General features: G+C 69.2%; 13 protein-coding genes. 6 read left to right on the top strand and 7 right to left on the bottom strand.

Going from position 1 to position 17,428, the window contains the following annotated elements; translation table 11 throughout:
* Positions 1-13: 13 nt before the first annotated feature.
* Positions 14-1,102: a hypothetical protein gene (locus tag ACESMY_RS13720; protein ID WP_372785163.1), complete on the bottom strand. Its 1,089-nt coding sequence runs from the start codon at positions 1,100-1,102 to the stop codon at positions 14-16.
* Between the two features lie 583 nt (positions 1,103-1,685).
* On the opposite strand from ACESMY_RS13720, the gene ACESMY_RS13715 reads away from it, so the two are divergent.
* Positions 1,686-2,006 carry a hypothetical protein gene (locus ACESMY_RS13715; RefSeq protein WP_372785162.1) on the top strand — a complete coding sequence of 107 codons (321 nt, stop codon included), beginning with the start codon at positions 1,686-1,688 and terminating at the stop codon, positions 2,004-2,006.
* Positions 2,007-2,054: 48 nt separating this feature from the next.
* Here ACESMY_RS13715 and ACESMY_RS13710 read toward each other — a convergent pair whose 3' ends face one another.
* Complete coding sequence (locus ACESMY_RS13710; RefSeq protein WP_372785161.1) at positions 2,055-3,911, bottom strand: PAS domain-containing sensor histidine kinase; 1,857 nt, start codon at positions 3,909-3,911, stop codon at positions 2,055-2,057.
* A 115-nt stretch (positions 3,912-4,026) separates the two neighbouring features.
* Positions 4,027-6,651: an aminopeptidase N gene (pepN, locus tag ACESMY_RS13705; protein ID WP_372785160.1), complete on the bottom strand. Its 2,625-nt coding sequence runs from the start codon at positions 6,649-6,651 to the stop codon at positions 4,027-4,029.
* A 199-nt stretch (positions 6,652-6,850) separates the two neighbouring features.
* Between pepN and ACESMY_RS13700 the strand changes: the two genes are divergently transcribed.
* The 3 genes from ACESMY_RS13700 to ACESMY_RS13690 all read left to right on the top strand — a co-directional run bounded on the left by ACESMY_RS13700 (position 6,851) and on the right by ACESMY_RS13690 (position 9,514).
* Entirely contained in the window at positions 6,851-7,051 is a 201-nt protein-coding gene (locus tag ACESMY_RS13700; RefSeq protein WP_372785159.1) for a hypothetical protein, read from the top strand.
* 104 nt (positions 7,052-7,155) lie between these two features.
* Positions 7,156-8,271: an acyl-CoA dehydrogenase family protein gene (locus ACESMY_RS13695; protein WP_372785158.1), complete on the top strand. Its 1,116-nt coding sequence runs from the start codon at positions 7,156-7,158 to the stop codon at positions 8,269-8,271.
* Positions 8,272-8,284: 13 nt separating this feature from the next.
* On the top strand, positions 8,285-9,514 hold the full coding sequence (locus ACESMY_RS13690) for an acyl-CoA dehydrogenase family protein (protein ID WP_372785157.1): 1,230 nt from the start codon (positions 8,285-8,287) through the stop codon (positions 9,512-9,514).
* Between the two features lie 74 nt (positions 9,515-9,588).
* Here ACESMY_RS13690 and ACESMY_RS13685 read toward each other — a convergent pair whose 3' ends face one another.
* The 4 genes from ACESMY_RS13685 to ACESMY_RS13670 form a co-directional block, all read right to left on the bottom strand.
* Positions 9,589-9,753 carry a Flp family type IVb pilin gene (locus ACESMY_RS13685; RefSeq protein WP_372785156.1) on the bottom strand — a complete coding sequence of 55 codons (165 nt, stop codon included), beginning with the start codon at positions 9,751-9,753 and terminating at the stop codon, positions 9,589-9,591.
* Positions 9,754-10,017: 264 nt separating this feature from the next.
* Positions 10,018-11,235: a glycosyltransferase gene (locus tag ACESMY_RS13680; RefSeq protein WP_372785155.1), complete on the bottom strand. Its 1,218-nt coding sequence runs from the start codon at positions 11,233-11,235 to the stop codon at positions 10,018-10,020.
* Positions 11,236-11,442: 207 nt separating this feature from the next.
* Positions 11,443-13,047, bottom strand: coding sequence for an amidase (locus tag ACESMY_RS13675; protein WP_372785154.1), 1,605 nt, complete (start codon positions 13,045-13,047; stop codon positions 11,443-11,445).
* A gap of 67 nt (positions 13,048-13,114) precedes the next feature.
* A complete protein-coding gene (locus tag ACESMY_RS13670) occupies positions 13,115-15,031 on the bottom strand; it encodes a potassium transporter Kup (RefSeq protein WP_372785153.1) in 1,917 nt (638 codons plus the stop codon).
* 157 nt (positions 15,032-15,188) lie between these two features.
* Between ACESMY_RS13670 and ACESMY_RS13665 the strand changes: the two genes are divergently transcribed.
* Together ACESMY_RS13665 and ACESMY_RS13660 are read left to right on the top strand one after the other, a co-directional pair.
* On the top strand, positions 15,189-16,730 hold the full coding sequence (locus ACESMY_RS13665) for a DUF4118 domain-containing protein (RefSeq protein ID WP_372785152.1): 1,542 nt from the start codon (positions 15,189-15,191) through the stop codon (positions 16,728-16,730).
* Entirely contained in the window at positions 16,727-17,428 is a 702-nt protein-coding gene (locus ACESMY_RS13660; RefSeq protein ID WP_372785151.1) for a response regulator transcription factor, read from the top strand. Before ACESMY_RS13665 ends, ACESMY_RS13660 begins: the two co-directional genes overlap by 4 nt.

Genomic DNA, 17,428 nt, shown 5'->3' with positions numbered 1-17,428 from the left:
CATCGCCACCCGCCTATTTGAGCGCGACCGTCGCGGGCTTCGTGGCCTGGGCCCTATGCTCCTCAGCCCGGGCGCCGGCGAGGATGCCGGGCAGGGCGTAGTTTCCTTCATGACAGGCGTATTCGAAAAGCTGGCCCTTCAGCGGATGGAACTCATATTCACCGCCCCAGGGCCGCTCCCAGGTCGTCGGGTCGGCGACCGTGAAGCTGTAGCGCAGCCGCTCGCCCGCCACCCGCGTGAACCGCTCGGTGACGGTGAGGTTCTTCCAGGATCCGCCGTAAGCCTCGGCCTGCGGGAAGTGGTTGGTCTCGACGACCAGGGTGTCGCCGTCATACCAGCCGATGGAGTCTCCGAACCACGGCCTTATGTCATCGGTGCGGTGCTTGGCGTTCAGCCGGACGTGGCGCACGTCGTGCACCATCTCGACCTCGATCGCGACGTCGTTGGCCCCCTGCACGATCAGGTAGTTGTTGTTGTACCAACCGTTGGGGAACATCGGCGGCCCGGCGTTGCGCCCGAAGCCCACGATGCAGCGTTCCCCCACCGAACGGTCCTCGGGATTGTCGTAGGAGCCGAAGCGCCCGGCCTCGGCGCTGCCCTGGGCGGCGAACTGGTCGAAGGCGGCGGCTTGCCGGGCGGCCGCCAGCCCGGCCTCGGGGGTCCCGGCGCCGGGCGGCAGGACGTGCTTCGGCTGGCCCGTGGCCGGCGGGACCTGGCCGTCCCCAGTGGTGATCAACGAGGTGCGCGGCTCGCCGCCGACCCGCATGACCCCTGCGCCGGTGTCGATCCAGGCCCGGTCGTAGGCGCCGACATTGTCCGACGCCCCGCTGCCTGCGTTCACGTCGACCTTCGCCCGGCTCGCCGCGGTCTTCGTCGCATCGGCGCCTTCGAGCACCGCGATCTCCTGCGGCGTCTGGACCCTGCGGGTTCCGTAGAGGGCCGGGCGCACCTGTGGAGTCAGGGTGGCGTTTGACCAGCTCCCGCCGATGTCGGGCTGGCCGAACCCGTTGCGAGGCGCCTTGTAGGCGGGGTCCTTGGCGAGGCCGGAGCCGGGAAGGCCGTAGACCAGGGCGGCAAGACCACAGACCAATGCGCGCTTCACGGCTCGTCCCCCGGCGTCTTCGGCCTATGATCCCGCCTGCGCCCGCCGCCCGTCAATCGCGGTGACGCGCGGTGGCGTGGACGCGGGCGAAGCTCTGACCCGGCCTCCGGATGTCCGTCGTCGGGCCGTGATCCCCTGTCTGCTTTCGACCCGTTGCGGACCCCGGGGTACACGTGTGTATTGCCAAGCATTTGTGGAGGCAGATGAAGTGCCTGAACGTCACCCCGTGGAAACCATCTATCGTGGGCGGCGGGTCGCGGGCGAATGGTACGTGGAAGATGGCTGCGTTCACGTGACGAGCGACTTCGGGAGCAATAGCGCCTCCGTGGGCGGCCCCGGCCGTTCCATAGTTCTCCCGTCCGAGAAAGCTGAACGACTGCTATGGCAGATGGCGCGTAAAGCTGATCCCAAACGATCAATCTTTGATTGGCGCTAGAGCAATGTCGGCGAACGCCCCATCGGCGCCCGATGTCCGCTCCCCACCCCCGGCGGACATTTGGCGCGACCGCCTTCGGCTCTGGGGGGGCGGCTTTTCAATATCCCCCATTCGTGAGACCGTTGGCCGCGTTGCAGGAGGCGACCCTTGCCTTACATCGATCCGCTCAAGGTCGTGCGTAATCCCGCGACGCTCCAGGCCTACCGCCAACATCAGAGAGCTCTTTGGGCCGCCGCTCAACCCTGGTTGGCTATTGGGCTTGTTTCAATCGCTCTCATGATCGGCCTGTTTTTGTTCGCGCTATTTCATAACAGCTTCCGAGATTTGAACCTGTTTTTCAGTCTGCTCATGTTCGCGTATGGCGTGTCGTTCGGCGTCGCAGGCATACGTATCTGGCGGTACAATCGTTCTCATCCTTTCGTTCTGCCCGAAGCCCCCTCGTTGAGCTGGGGCGCCAAGGTCGACTGACGGCCCTTAGCTGACGTTTGGAATGCCGGCTTCGGCCGCAGGCTCGCCTCAGGCGGTCTTCGCCATGGCCGGCTCACTCTGCCGTACGGGCAGCGAGAAGGTGGCGATGGTGCCCTGGCCGGGGGCGCTGCGCAGGTCGAGCAGGCCGCCGTGCATCTCGACGAAGGCCTTGGTCAGCGCCAGGCCCAGGCCCGTGCCCTGCTGGGTCTTGGCGTGCTGGCTTTCGATCTGCTCGAAGGGCCGGGCCAGGCGCGCCAGGTCGTCCGGCGGGATGCCGATACCAGTGTCCTGCACGCTGATCCGCACCCGCTCGCCCAGGGGATCGTCGCGGCGCTCGGCGCCCACGGTGATCATCCCGCCGCGCGGGGTGAACTTGATGGCGTTGGAGAGCAGGTTCAGCAGCACCTGCTTGACCGCCCGGTAGTCGGCCTCGACCTCGGGCAGGTCGCTGAAGTCGAGCCGGAGCGCCAGGCCCGCGGCCTCCGCGCGGTTGCGGACCAGGCGAAGCGCGTCCTCGGCCACGTCCTCCAGGGACACCGGCTCGAAGCGCAGGTTCATCTTGCCGGCCTCGATCTTCGACATGTCGAGGATGTCGTTGATCAGCGCGAGCAGGTGCTGGCCGGAGTTCAGGATGTCGCGGGCGTAGTCCTTGTACCGCGCGTCGCCGAGCGGGCCGTACATCTCCGCGGCCATCATCTCGGAGAAGCCGTTGATGGCGTTCAGCGGCGTGCGCAGCTCGTGGCTCATATTGGCCAGGAACTCGCTCTTGGCCTGGTTGGCGCCTTCGGCGCGGACTTTCTCGGCCTCGTACTTGCGGGCCAGTTCCGAGAGCTGCTCCTGGCTGCGCTCGAGGTTTTCGACCACCCGGCGCAGTTCCTCCTCGTTGAGGCGGCTGGCTTCCTCCTGGGCCTTCAGCGCGGTGATGTCGGCGGCGGTGACCACCAGGCCGCCCTCGGCGGTGGTGCGTTCGGAGATCTGCACCCAGCGACCGTCCACCAGCTCGGCCTCGCGCACGCCCTTGCGGCCGCCCAGCGCCGGGAATTCCTGGCGCACGGCGAGCCGGGCCTGGACCTCCAGGTCCTCGCGCGCGATGCCGGGCTTCAGCGACTGCGGCTCCAGGCGGAAGAAGCTGCGGTAGTTCTTGTTGCACATCAAGAGCCGGCCCTGGCGGTCCCAGAGCACGAAGGCTTCGGAGACGCTCTCGATGGCGTCGCGCAGGCGGGTTTCGGCGGCCTGGGCGCGGGCCTGGGCGAGGCGCTCCTCGGTGACGTCGAGCGCGACGCCGATAATCCGCGCATAGCCGCCCTCCGGGCTCTTACCGAAGCCCTGGCCGCGGGCGTCGATCCACACCGGCCGGCCGCCGGTCTGGCTGGGCACCCGGAAGGAGACGTCGAAGCCGCCATAGACCGCCGCAGCCCCCAGCGCCTCGCGCAGTCCGTCGCGGTGTCCCTCGGAGACGCGCTCCAGCACCTGCTGGCCGTCGACCACCCCGCCCCGCCAGCCGAAGAGGGCGGCGGTGACGTCGGACATGAAGATCCGATCGGCCGCCAGGTCCCATTCCCAGATGCCGCAGCGGGCGGCCTCGACGGCCAGGCGGAAGCGCTGTTCGCTGTCGCTATAGGCTTCGTGCGCGCGTTCGACCCGCCGCGATTCCGCCAGCAGCAGGAGGCCGAGCGCGAAGGCGACCACCAGGGGAACCAGCAGGGAGAGGAGCTGTTCGCTGGGGCTCTCCGGCCCGTGCATCAGCCGGGTGATGGCGAGACCCGTATAGACCGCCAGCAGCAAGAGGGCGGCGAGGATAGCGATGCGCGCAAAGCGCTGCGTCGGCGGCTTCACCAACGCGAGATCGGCGGACCTGTCCGCCGACCGCGACTTGGCCGCGCTCTCGCTCTCGCCTGCAGCCAAGGCCCGCTGCTCCTCCGGTTGCAAAGCAAATCACCCCGATCGCTCCGGAGTCTACGCGGGAAGAGTAAACAGCGTCACTGTCATTCAGCGGCGAATCGTCTCGCTACGGTCGAGCTCACCCGTCTTCGGCGAGCGCGCGGCTGACCAGTTCGAAGACATTCTTCGAGAGGCCCGGCGCGGCCAGGATCCGCTGCAGCTCCGCCTTCATCAGCGCGCCGAGCTCTGGCTTGTAGCGCCGCCAGCCGCCGAGCGGCTCGACGAGCCTGGCCGCGGTCATCGGATTGAAGCCGTCGGTGGCCAGGATCTGGTCGGCGAGAAAGCGGTAGCCGGCCCCGCTGGGATCGTGGAATCGCACCGGGTTGAAGCTCGCGAAGGTGGAGACGAGCGCGCGCAGCCGGTTGGGATTCTTGGCTTCGAACGCCGGATGGGCGGTCAGGCCCAGGACACGGCCCAGAGCGCCTTCGTCCGGATCGCGGGCCTGGACGGCGAACCACTTGTCGATGACCAGGGGCTCGTCCTTCCAGCGCGCATAGAAATCGGCCAGCGCCTTTTCGTAGAGCTCGCCGCCGATCAGCGTCAGCGCCGCGAGGCCGCCGATCGCGTCGGTCATGTTGGCGGCGGCCTCGTAGTGGCCGGCGGCCAGTTCGCCGACCTCGGAGCGCGGGTTGGCGGCCATCAGGTCGAGGGCGGCGTTGCGCAGGGCGCGGCGGCCGGCGCCGGCGGCGTCGGGCGAGAACTCGCCGATCTCCTGCAGGCCCGAGTGCAGACGCTTCAGCTCATCGGAGAGGTGCAGCGCCAGGCGCTGGCGAAGCGCCTCGCGCGCCGCGTGGATCGCCGCCGGGTCGGCGGGGGTCATGGCGAGCGCCAGGTCCGGCTCGGACGGGAGCGCCAGCAGCAGGGCCTTGAACGCCGGATCGGCGGCCTGATCGGCGAGCGCGCGGCCGACCGCCTCGGCATAGCGCTCCTCGCCGACCTCGTCGGCCTCGCCGGTCGCGCGGCTGAGGATCAGGGCCCGCGCCAGCTCCTGGCCGGCCTCCCAGCGGTTGAACAGGTCCGGATCGCCGGCCAGCAGGATGTAGCGGTCGCGCGCCTCGGCGTTGCTGGTCATCTTCACCGGCGCGGAGAAGCCGCGAAGCGCCGAGACCACAGGCTTTTCGTCGACGCCGGTCAGGGTCACCTTGGTCCGCGCGCCATCGAGCACGATCACCGTCTCGTCCAGCGCCTCGCCATCGCGCAGGAAGGCCTGGGTACGGCCATCGCTGTCCAGAAGACCGACGGTGACCGGGATGGGCAGGGGACGCTTGGTGGGCTGGCCGGGCGTGGGCAGGGTCTCCTGGACCAGCTCCAGCTCCAGCTCGCGGCGGCTTTGATTGTAGCGGCTGGTCAGGCTGACGTTGGGCGTGCCGGCCTGTTCGTACCAGGCGAAGAAGGCCGAGAGATCCTGGTCGGTGACGTCGGCGAAGCAGCGGATGAATTCCTCCACCGTGGTCGCATGGCCGTCCCAGCGCTCGAAGTAGAGATCCATGCCGGAGCGGAAGGCTTCGGGCCCGATCAGGGTCTTCAGCATCCGGATCACTTCCGCGCCCTTCTCGTAGATGGTCGCGGTGTAGAAATTGTCGATCTTCAGGTAGCTCGACGGCCGCACCGGGTGGGCCAGCGGGCCCTGGTCCTCGGCGAACTGACGGGCGCGAAGGGCTTTGACGTCCTTGATCCGCTGGACGGCGTGGCCGCGCATGTCAGCCGAGAAGCTCTGGTCGCGGAAGACCGTCAGACCCTCCTTGAGACACAGCTGGAACCAGTCACGGCAGGTGATCCGGTCACCCGTCCAGTTGTGGAAATACTCGTGCGCCACGACGCTCTCGATGCGCTCGAAGTCCATGTCGGTGGCGGTCGCCGGATCGGCCAGCAGGAGCGAGGAGTTGAAGATGTTCAGCCCCTTGTTCTCCATCGCTCCGAAGTTGAAATCGCGCACCGCGACGATCATGAAGAGGTCGAGGTCGTACTCGCGGCCGAACGTGTCTTCGTCCCACTTCATCGAGCGCTTGAGCGCGTCCATGGCATAGGCGGCGCGCGGCGCCATGCCCGGGTCGACGTAGATCCGCAGGTCGATCGTTCGGCCGGTCATGGTGACGAGCTTGTCCTCCAGGACGTCGAGCTCGCCGGCCACCAGGGCGAAGAGGTAGCAGGGCTTGGGGAAGGGGTCGTTCCAGACGGCGTAGCGGCGCCCGGCCAGCAGGTCGCCGTTCTCCATCAGGTTGCCGTTGGAGAGCAGGCGGTGGAAGGCCTTGTCCGCCTCCACCCGCACCGTGAAGCGCGACAGCACGTCGGGCCGGTCGGGCCAGAAGGTGATCTTGCGGAAGCCCTCGGCCTCGCACTGGGTGCAGAACCGGCCGCCGGACATGTAGAGGCCATCCAGCGCCTTGTTGGCCTCCGGGTCGATCTCGACCTCGGTTTCCAGAATGAAGGCGTCCGGCGCGTTCGGGATGGTGAGGAACTCGCCGTCGATGGTCCGTTCGCCCTCGGCCAGGGCCCGGCCGTCGATAGCGACCGAGATCGCCTTCAATCGCTCGCCGTTGAATTTCAGCGGATCGGCGTGCTGGCCGTTGCGGCGGACCTGCAGCCTGGCCTTCACCCGCGTCGCATTGGGCTTCAGGTCGAAGGTCAGGTGGACCTCGTCGACGAGGAAGGCGGGAGGACGGTAGTCGGTGAGCCGGATCGGCTGGGGCGTGTCTGTGCGCATGCCTCGCATCTAGTCCTTCGGAGGTGGCGGCGCAAAGGCGGCCGGGCGAGATCGCGCGGGTTTCGCGCTCCGACCGCGCCCTTTCCCCGCGGCGCGCGCCCGACCCAAGCTCCGCGGTATTTTCGCGCGAGGTCAGGTAGGCGACAGACTCCGCGTCCGAAAGACCGGCAGGGTAGGCCAGCGCCGGGGGGCGGACGACGTGAAGTCCTATCGTATCTACATCGTGGGCGCTGACGGCCGGCTGCGGCTTGGCCGGGCTTTCGAGGCGCCGGACGACCGTACCGCCGGCGCGCTCGCGGAGGGCTACGCGGCCCGGGGCGAGAGCGCCGAACTCTGGGAGGGCGGCCGGATTGCGGGGCGGGTGTCCCGGGACGGCGTCTTCAACCTGGGCGACCGATAGGCCGCGCCTGACGCGAGGTCATACTTTCCACCCCTAGCCCGGCGCGTATGCTGATCCCCGAGGAACTCTCGCAAGTCCGGGAAAACCGGCGGGACAGGCGGCGCATGAACTTCGATTTTTCCGACGACCAGAAATTCCTGAAGTCCGAGGCGCGGAAGTTCCTCGACGCCAACTGCCCGCCGGCCCGCGTGCGGGGCGTCCTGGACGACGAGACCAAGGCCTATGACGCGGCGCTCTGGACGGCCGTGGCCGGGCAGGGCTGGCTGGGGGCGGCGATCCCGGAGGAGCACGGCGGCCTGGGCCTTGGCCACCTGGAGCTCTGCGCGATCGCCGAGGAGCTGGGGCGCGTGGTGGCCCCGATCCCCTTCGCCTCGACGGTCTATTTCCTGGCCGAGGCGGTGATGCTGGCCGGCAACGACGAACAGAAGGCCGACATCCTGCCGAAGATCGCGGCGGGCGAGATCATCGGCGCCCTGGCGACGTCGGAGGGGCCGGGCGTGCTGACCCCGGGCTCGGTGAAGACCACGGTTTCCGGCGGAAAGCTCTCCGGCGTGAAGATCCCGGTGACCGATGGCGACATCGCCGACCTCTGCCTGGTCATCGCCAAGGAGAACGGCAAGCCCGGCCTGTTTCTGGTCGACCTGAACGGCGCCGGCGTGACCCGCGAAGCGCTGAAGACCCTCGACCCGACCCGCGACGCGGCCAAACTCACCTTCAAGGACGCGCCAGCCCAGCGGCTGGGCGACGCCGGCGAGGGTTTCGCGCTGCTGGAGCAGGTCACCGACCGGGCGGCGATCCTGCTGGCGTTCGAGCAGTGCGGCGGGGCCGACAAATGCCTGGAGATGGCCAAGGCCTATGCGCTCGAGCGCTACGCCTTCGGCCGGGTCATCGCCTCCTACCAGGCGATCAAGCACAAGCTCGCCGACATGTACGTCAAGAACGAGCTCGCCCGCTCCAACGCCTATTACGGAGCCTGGGCGCTCAACACCAATGCGCCGGAGATGCCGGTGGCGGCCAGCGCGGCCAGGATCGCGGCCAGCGAGGCCTTCTGGTTCGCGTCGAAGGAAAACATCCAGACCCACGGCGGCATCGGCTTCACCTGGGAGATGGACTGCCACCTCTACTACCGCAGATCCCGCCAGCTCAGCCTGGTGGCCGGCGCGCCCCGGGTCTGGAAGGAGCGGCTGGTCAGCCACCTCGAACGGCGCAACGCGGCCTGAAGGAGCGATAGCGATGGACTTCAACGACAGCCCCGACGAAGCCGCCTATCGCGCCCAGGTGAAGGCCTGGCTCGACGCCAATGCGCCGAAGGTGCGGGTCGGCGGCGACGACGATGAGGGCGCGGGCTCCATGGCCGCCTCCAAGGCCTGGCAGGCCAAGAAGGCCGCGGCCGGCTACGCGCAGATCACCTGGCCCAAGGAATGGGGCGGGCAGGGCGGCACGCCGATCCAGCAGGTCATCTTCAACCAGGAAGAAGCCAAGCATCCGGTCCCCGGCAACCCGTTCCAGATCGGCCTTGGCATGTGCGTGCCGACGGTGGCGACCTTCGCCGACCAGGCCACCAAGGACCGCTTCGTGGGCCCGGCCCTGCGCGGCGAGGAAATCTGGTGCCAGCTGTTCTCCGAACCCTCGGGCGGTTCGGACGTGGCGGCTGCCCGGACCAAGGCGATCCGCGCGCCGGACGGCTCCGGCGACTGGCTGATCTCCGGCCAGAAGGTGTGGACGACCGGGGCGCAGTTCTCGGACTTCGGCATCGTGGTCTGCCGCACCAACCCCGACGCGCCCAAGCACAAGGGCCTGACGATGTTCTGGGTCGACATGCACGACCGGGGCATCGAGGTGAAGCCGATCCACCAGATGTCCGGCGGCTCGGGCTTCAACGAGGTGTTCTTCACCGAGGTGCGGGTGAAGGACAGCCAGCGCCTGGGGGCGATCGACGACGGCTGGAAGGTGAGCCTCGTCACCCTGATGAACGAGCGGCTGGCGGTGGGCGGCGCCTCGGGCGCGGGCTGGCGGGAATTCATGGAGGCCGCGCGCGCCGTGCCCGGCCTCGACGGCGGACCGGCGCTGAAGGATCAGGCGCTGCGCGAGAAGCTCGCCGACTGGTACGTGGCTGCCGAGGGGCTGAGCCATACCCGCAACCGCACCATGACCGCGCTCTCGCGGGGACAGACGCCCGGACCCGAGAGCTCAATCGGCAAGATCGTCTCGGCGCTGCAGATGCAGGACCTGGGCAACACCGCCGTCGAGATGCTGGATCAGTTCGGGATCATCAACGATCCGGACCTGGCCCCGCTGCACGCGGCTTTCCACACCTCGGTGATGTTCGCGCCGGGCTTAAGGATCGCCGGCGGTACCGACGAGATCCTGAAGAACATCATCGCCGAGCGCGTCCTGGGCCTGCCCGGCGACATCCGCGTCGACAAGGATGTGGCGTTCAAGGACATGCCCACCGGCCGGTAGAGCGCGGCGCGAGGCAAGGAAAAGCCCCCGGCGGAACGGCGCCGGGGGCTCTTTCAGCTCGTCGAAGCTTCGGCTTAGGGAAGCTTGGAAGAGATGGTGCTGAAGGTGCCGGACAGCTTGCTGCCCATGGCGCCGAGCGCGGTCACCAGGACCACGGCGACGAGAGCGGCGATCAGGCCATATTCGATGGCGGTGGCGCCGGACTCGTCCTGCAGGAAACGTGAAACGAACTTAGACATGGCCGATCTCCTTTGCGTCATCTTTGCGTCAACATTCAGGCTTTCATCGGCCTGCTCTGTCTTCGTCGCGTTGTAAGTTCGCACAACACGTTTAATGAGCAATGAAATCAGGACCAAATAATTGAGATGTATAGTTAAGCCGAATTTACCAACTTAGCTATTACTGACAGTTGTATTCCATATACAATTCTCATAAATATTCGAGACCGCGTTGCGGGCGCCGCGGTGCAGTCGTTTCCGAGGTTCGGGCGGCTTAGGGAGTTGCTAGGCGCTGAGCCGCAGCGGCGCGCGGCGGGGGCTGCGGCCGAGCAGCTGGACGTAGAGCCGTGTCAGGCCCTCGAAGGTGTGATCCCAGCTGTGGCGGGTCTCGGCGCGGCGGCGGGCGGCGAGCTTCAGGGCGTCGACGTCGCGCGCGAAGAGCGCCTCGGCGGCCTCGGCCAGGCTTGCCGGATCGACGCCGGCGGAGAGCTGGCCGACGCCTTCGTCGAGCAGCTCGCCCACGCCGCCCTTGTTGGGGCCGATCACCGGCAGGCCCGCGGCCATGGCCTCCAGCACCACCAGGCCGAAAATCTCGTTCTCGTTGGCGTGCAGGAAGGCGTCGCAGCTGGCGATGACGCCGGCCAGCTTCTCGGGCTGGCGCTCGAAGTCGATGCAGGCGACGCGGGAGGTGTAGCGGGCGTCCTTGCCCGCCCCGATCAGCACCAGGCGGTACGGGTCGCCCAGCATCTCCACCGCAGCGACCATGGAATCGATGTTCTTTTCGCGCGCCGGGCGGCCGGCGAAGACCAGCAGCCGGGAGTCGGCGGGGAAATCGAGGCGCTTCAGCAGGGCCTCGCGATTGCCGCGGCTCGGCTGGAAGAGATCGAGATCGACGCCCAGAGGGTGGACGCTAACCCGGTCGACGCCGGCTTCGGCCAGGCGGTTGGCGGTATGGCGGCTGGGCGCGACCACATGGTCGAAGCGCTGATAGGCCTGGGCCCAGAGGTTCAGCGTCGGCTGCTCTGCCCAGTCGCCCAGGTGCAGGGCCGCAAGCGTCGGGGCGTCGGTGTGGCAGACGCCGACCACCGGCACGCCGAGCGTCTCGCCCGCGTCCATCGCCGCGTGGCCCGGCACGAAGACGTCGCCGGCCTCGATGATGTCCGGGTCGAGCAGGCGCAGCACGGCCGCCCATTTGGTCGGGCTGGCCGGCATCCGGTAGCCGTCGCCGAACGGCAGCTTGGCCGCCGACACCGTGTAGAGCCCCGGCGCCTCGGCGCGGGTCGCCGCGCCCGGCACCACCAGGGTGTGGCGGATGTCCGGCCGGCGGGTCTCCAGCCAGGCGCGCTTGGCGGTCAGGTAACGTTTCACGCCGCCCGAGCGGGGCGCGTACATCATCGTCGTATCGATGAGATGGAAGGCGGAGGTCGACCCGGTACGGATCGCCGGCTCGTCGGCCTCGAGGCGCGGCGCGGGGTCTGGTTTCGGCGTGGAGACGTCGAACACGCGTGGGGACCCTCTATGCTCGAAGCCCGTCGTCGGCGCCCCCGTCGGAGAAGCAACGAACAGCGCCGCCCTTCGATCCCGCTCGCGCTTGGCCAAGGCCGTCCGGCTGACCGATTTTTTCCAGAGCCTGGCCAGGGGACCGCTGCCTTTTCCGCTAGTGCTGAAGCTACGCTCAGATTGGGGCGAAACACCGACTCGACAAGGGGCTCAGCGCGGATCGTAGGCCTTTGCATATTCCGGCCGCGCGCCGATGTTGGGCAGGAACTGCGGGTCGATGCGGGCATGGGTCGCCTGTTCGAAGGCGTAGCCGAACGCCAGGAGCCGCGCCTCGGACCAGGCCGGCCCGATCAACGACAGGTTCACCGGCAGGCCTACGACGGCGCCCATCGGCACGGTGAGGTGCGGATAGCCCGACACCGCCGGCAGGGTCGAATAGGAGCCCAGGCTGCGGCTGCCGTCGACGGGATCGACTATGAAGGCGGGGCCGGTGGAGGGGCCGACCAGGACCTCGACCTTGTTGTCGCCCAGCATCTTGTCGAGCGCCTCGCGCGCCGCCTTGCGGGCGTTGGCGCGCTTCTCGACGTAGCCCGCGTCGGTGAGCGGCGGGGCCTTGGCGGACTGCTCGAAGATCTCCTGGCCGAACACCGGCATCTCGCGCGGCTCCTTGGCGTCGAAGGCGATGAGGTCGTCGAGGGTGCGGATCTTCACCTTGGCGGGCGTCGAGGCGAGGTAGGCGTTGAGCGAGGCCTTGAACTCGATGCGCAGGGCCTCGCCCTCATTGGCGGCTATGGCGTTCATGGCCGCGTCGTCGGGGCCCTTCACCTCGACCAGGACGGCGCCGGCCTTGCGCAGGGCGCCAAGCGCGTCCTCGTAGATGGCGTCGGTCTGCGGCGAGCGGCCGGCAGTCATCCGCAACACCCCGATCCGCACGCCCTTGAGCGCGTCAGGCTTCAGGCCGGCGAGATAGTCGGCCTTGTGGGCGTCGGCCTCCTTGGTCCAGGCGTCGGCGGGATCGGAGCCGGCGATGGCGCTCAGCATGGCGGCGGCGTCGGCGACGGAGCGGGTCATCGGCCCCGGCGTATCCTGCTCGGGCGAGATCGGCACGACGTAGGTGCGGGAGACCAGGCCCACGGTGGGCTTCAGGCCGACGACCCCGTTGGTGGCGGCGGGGCAGGTGATCGAGCCGTCGGTCTCGGTGCCGATCGCCAGGGTGGCCAGGCCCGCGGCGACAGCCGCGCCGGAGCCGGCGCTCGAGCCGCAGGCGGTGCGGTCGAGGGAATAGGGGTTGCGCACCAGGCCGCCGACCGCCGTCCAGCCGCTGATCGAGCGGATCGAGCGGAAATTGGCCCACTCCGAGAGGTTGGCCTTGCCGAGGATCACCGCCCCAGCGTCGGTCAGCCGGCGGACCAACGGCGCGTCGCGGCCGGTGACGTTGTCCTTGAGCGAAAGCGATCCGGCGGTGGTCGCCGTGCCGTCGGCCGACTCGATGTTGTCCTTCAGCAGCACCGGGATGCCGTGCAGCGGTCCGCGGACGTGGCCCGCCTTGCGCTCGGCGTCGAGCTTGCGGGCGTCGGCGAGGGCGTGGGGGTTGAGCGCGATGACGCTGTTGAGCTTCGGCCCGGCCCGGTCGAGCGCCGTGATCCTGGCGAGGTATTCGCGGACCAGCGCCTCGGAGGTCACGGTTCCGGCCGTCATGGCGGCCTGTTGCTCCGCGCCCGAGGCGAAGGGGCTGAGCGGCTGGATCTTGGGTTGGGCCTGAGCGGTCGTCGCGAGGGCGACGAGCGCCGCGGTGAAGGTGAGTACCCTGAGCATGCGCGTCCCCCGACTCCGACCCGCCCATAGGAGCCGACCCGGCCGCGAAACACCAGACGAAGTTCGCCTAGAAGGCGACTTGTGCGCCGAGTTCCACAACCCGGGAGGGGGGGATCTGGAAGAAGTCGGCGGTGCGCACGGCGTTGCGGGTCAGGAACACGAAGAGGACGTCGGCCAGGTGGCCCAGGCCGCCGCTGCGGCGCGGCAGGAGCGTGCGGCGGCTCAAGAAGAACGAGGTCCGCATGATGTCGAACTTCAGCCCCTTGGCGCGGGCGAGCGCCATGCCCTTGGCGACGTTCGGGGTTTCCATGAAGCCGAAGGAGAGCGTCATGGCCTTGAAGCCCGGGGCGAGGTCCTTGACCTCGACGCGCTCGGCGTCCGGCACCCGCGGCCGCGGCGCGACCTTCACGGTCAACAGCACCACCTGCTCGTGCAGGACCTGGTTGTGCTTGAGGTTGTGCATCAGGGCGGCGGGGACCGAGCGGGGGTTCGAGGTCAGGAACACAGCGGCCCCCCGGGCCTGCAGCGGCGGGCGCGAAGTGAGCATCGGGAGCACATCGGCCAGCGTCAGGTCGCTCTGCTCGGCGCGCGACACCCGGGCCACGCCACGCATCCAGGTCCACATGACCAGGATCAGGGCCGCGGCGATGAGGAGCGGGATATAGCCGCCGTGCACGACCTTGGTGAGGTTGGCGACCAGGAAGGCGCCCTCGACCGCCAGGAACGGTGAGAAGGCCAGGAACGCCTGCCAGATGGGCCGGTTCTTCAGCCGATGGATCGCCACCACCGCCAGCACCGAGGAGGTGATCATCGCCCCCACCACCGACACGCCATAGGCGTTGGCGAGACCGTCGGAAGAGCGGAAGCCCAGGACCAAGGCGGCCACCCCCAGCATCAGGATCCAGTTGACCTGCGGCGCGTAGATCTGTCCGACGTGAGCCTCCGACGTCGGCTTCAGGGTGAGGCGCGGCAGCAGGCCGAGCTGGACGGCCTGCTGGGTCATGGAGAAGGCGCCGGAGATCACCGCCTGGCTGGCGATCACCGTGGCGGCGGTGGCCAGGATCACCAGCGGGAGCTGGAACCAGGCCGGGGCCAGGTGGAAGAAGGGGTTCTCGATGGCGCTGGGATCGGCCAGCACCAGGGCGCCCTGGCCCAGGTAGTTGGCGATCAGGCAGGGGAAGACCAGCGCCACCCAGGTCCACTGGATGGGCTTGCGCCCGAAATGGCCCATGTCGGCGTAGAGCGCCTCGGCCCCGGTGACGGTCAGGAAGACCGAGCCGAGAATGGCTGGGGCGATCTTCGGATGGTGCGCCAGCAGCGACAGGCCGGGCAGGGGATTGAGCGCCAGCAGCACCTGCGGCGCGCGGGTGAGCGAGGCCAGGCCGAGCACGGCGATCGTCGCGAACCAGACGACGCAGATCGGCCCGAACCAGCGGCCGATCCCTCCGGCGCCGCGCTTCTGGACAGCAAAGAGCGCGACCAGCAGCACAAGCGCTATGGGGGCTACGAAGGGATCGATCCGGCCGCTGAGGCCGTGGACGACCTTCAGGCCTTCCACCGCCGAAAGCACCGAGATCGCCGGGGTCAGGATCGCGTCGCCGAAGAACATGCCGGCGCCGATCATGCCGATCACCAGGATCGCCGCCGACGCCCGCCCGCCGGCTTTCTGCACCAGGGCCATCAGGGACAGCGTGCCGCCTTCGCCGCGGTTGTCGAAGCGCATGAGGATCGAGACGTACTTCAGGGTCACGATGACCATCAGGGTCCAGAGCATCAGCGACACGACGCCCACGACATCGCCCTGCGCCAACCGTCCGCCGACCCGGGCGACGTGGGAGATGGACTCCTTGAAGGCGTAGAGCGGGCTGGTGCCGATGTCGCCATAGACGACGCCCGCCGAGCCCAGGGCGAGGCCCAGGAAGCCCCGCAGGCTGGGCGCCGGACGGCCTGCGGCCTGGTCGGACTCTAGGGTGGTGGCGGACATGGGATGGGGAGAACCCGGCAGCTTATCGGACGCCGCTTGTCGCGCCGGACGGCATAAAAATCCCATGTGGTTGTAGGGGGTTGGGCGGTTGAAGGCCTTGCGCCGGGATCGCCAAGGGGCCTTCTTTGCGCCGTCCGATGCGCCAAGGAGGCGCGCCATGAGCCTTTCCGCCGAGCGACCCGCCGAGCCACGCTTCGGGCGCCTGCACCCCGCGGCCGCCTATGCCCTGTCGCTGGCGATGGTCGCCGCGGCCACCCTGGCGGCCGTCCTGGTCGACCAGCTGCAGACCATCCCCAACCTCTCGCTGATCTTCGTCCTGCCGGTGGTGATCGCCGCGGTGAGCTTCGGCTGGGGGCCGTCGCTGGCGGCGGCGGTGGCTGGGGTGCTGGCGTTCAACTTCTTCCTTATCGCGCCGCGCTACAGTTTGAACGTCGCGGACCCGGCGAACCTGTGGGCGCTGGTCCTGCTGCTGATCACCGCAGCCATCGTCAGCGCGGTTGCGGCCCAGTCGCGCCGCCGGGCTGTCGAGGCCTGGAACGCCGCCGACCAGGGGACCGCCCTGCAGGCGCTGGCGCAAAGCCTGGTGGCCGCCAAGAGCGCCGCCGGCGCCGCGGAGGCCTGCGCCCAGGCGCTGGCGCGGCTCTTCCAGGCGCCGGCGGTCGTGTTGCTGCAGGGCGAGGCCGATCTCGCGGTGAGCGGCCAGGCGGGCGGCGGCGAGCTGACGGCGTCGGACCTCGACGCAGCGGGCTGGGCGCTCGCGGCCCGCATGCCGACCCGCGGCGGCGCCTATCCCGTCGAGGCGGCGGCCTACGATTTCTGGCCGGTGGTCACGCCGCAGCGGCAACAGGCGGTGATCGGCGTCTCGATCTCGCTGGGCGAAACCGGGCGTCCCGACAATCCCGAGCGGCTGGTGGAGATCGTCAGCGGCTATCTCGCCGTGGCGCTGGACCGCGAGGCCTACGCCGCCCAGGTGCTGGACGGCCGCGTGGAGGTGGCGAGCGAGCGGCTGAAGGCCGACCTCCTGGCCGCCGTCAGCCATGACCTGAAGACCCCGCTCTCGACCGTGCTCTTCACCCTGCAGAGCCTGCAGAAGTTCGCCAAGACGCACGACGCCAAGACCCGCGCCGACCTGTTGACGCTGGCCGAGACCGAGACCGCGCGGCTGTCGGCGATGGTCGGCAACCTGCTCGACATGAACCGGCTCGACGCCGGCGCGGTGGTGGTGAAGACCGCCGCCGTCGAGCCCGCCGAGCTGGCCGCCGAGGCCCTGCGCAGCGCCGCCGCCGCGCTCGCCGGCCGGCAGGTGCTGAACGAGGTGAGCCCCACCGCCGCCCCGCTGATGGTCGACGCCTCGCTGTTCGAGAGCGCGCTCGCCAATGTGCTGGAAAACGCCGGCAAGTACGCACCCGTAGGCTCGACGATCTGGCTCCGCAGCGGAGCCGGCGCGGGCTCCGGCTGGATCGAGGTGTTGGACCAGGGGCCGGGCTTCCCCGACGCCATCGAGCCGATGTTCGAGAAGTTCTCCCGCGGCGTGGCCGGCGACGGCCGCCCGCCGGGAACCGGCCTGGGGCTTTCGATCGCCCGCGGTTTCCTGGAGGCGCAGGGCGGGCGCGTGGAGGCCGAGAACCTGGCCGGCGGCAAGGGCGCGCGGGTGCGCCTGTCGGCGCCGCTGGCGACGGCGAACGTCCAGCCGGCATGACCGACGCCGCCGACCCCGCCACCGTGCTGGTCGTGGAAGACGATGCGAGCCTGAACGCCGCGCTGGCCACGACGCTGAAGGCAGCGGGCTTCCGGCCGGTGACCGCGCGCACCGCCGCCGAGGGGCTGCGCTGGTTCGCCCACTATGCGCCGGACATCGTGCTGCTGGACCTCGGCCTGCCGGACCGCGACGGCCTCGGCGTCATCGCCGAGATCCGCGGCCGCAGCCAGACGCCGATCGTGGTGCTGTCGGCTCGCGACGCCGAGGCGATGAAGGTCGAGGCCCTCGATCTGGGCGCCGACGACTACGTCCAGAAGCCGTTCGGGGTGGAGGAGCTGCTGGCCCGCCTGCGCGCCGGCCTGCGGCACGCGGTGCAGGCGCGAGGCTCGACACCGCTGGTGCGCACCGGCGACCTGGAGATCGATCTCGGCCTGCGGCTGATCACCAAGGCCCGCGAGCCGCTGAAGCTGTCGCCGAAGGAGTACGACCTGCTGGCCGAACTGGCGGTGAACCTCGGCCATACGGTCAGCCACAAGGACCTGCTGCGCGCCGTCTGGGGCAGCGAGCGGGCCGACATCCAGTACCTGCGGGTCTATGTGGGCCAGCTGCGCCAGAAGCTCGGCGGCTTCGACGGCGCGCCGCTGCTGGTCAGCGATCCGGGCGTCGGCTATCGGCTGGCGCAGACCGCGCCGGCCTAG

Source organism: Phenylobacterium sp. (assembly GCF_041691455.1).
Taxonomy (GTDB): Bacteria; Pseudomonadota; Alphaproteobacteria; order Caulobacterales; family Caulobacteraceae; genus Phenylobacterium.
Note: the sequence above shows the minus strand (reverse complement) of the source record. Positions and strands in the feature narration are given on the sequence as shown.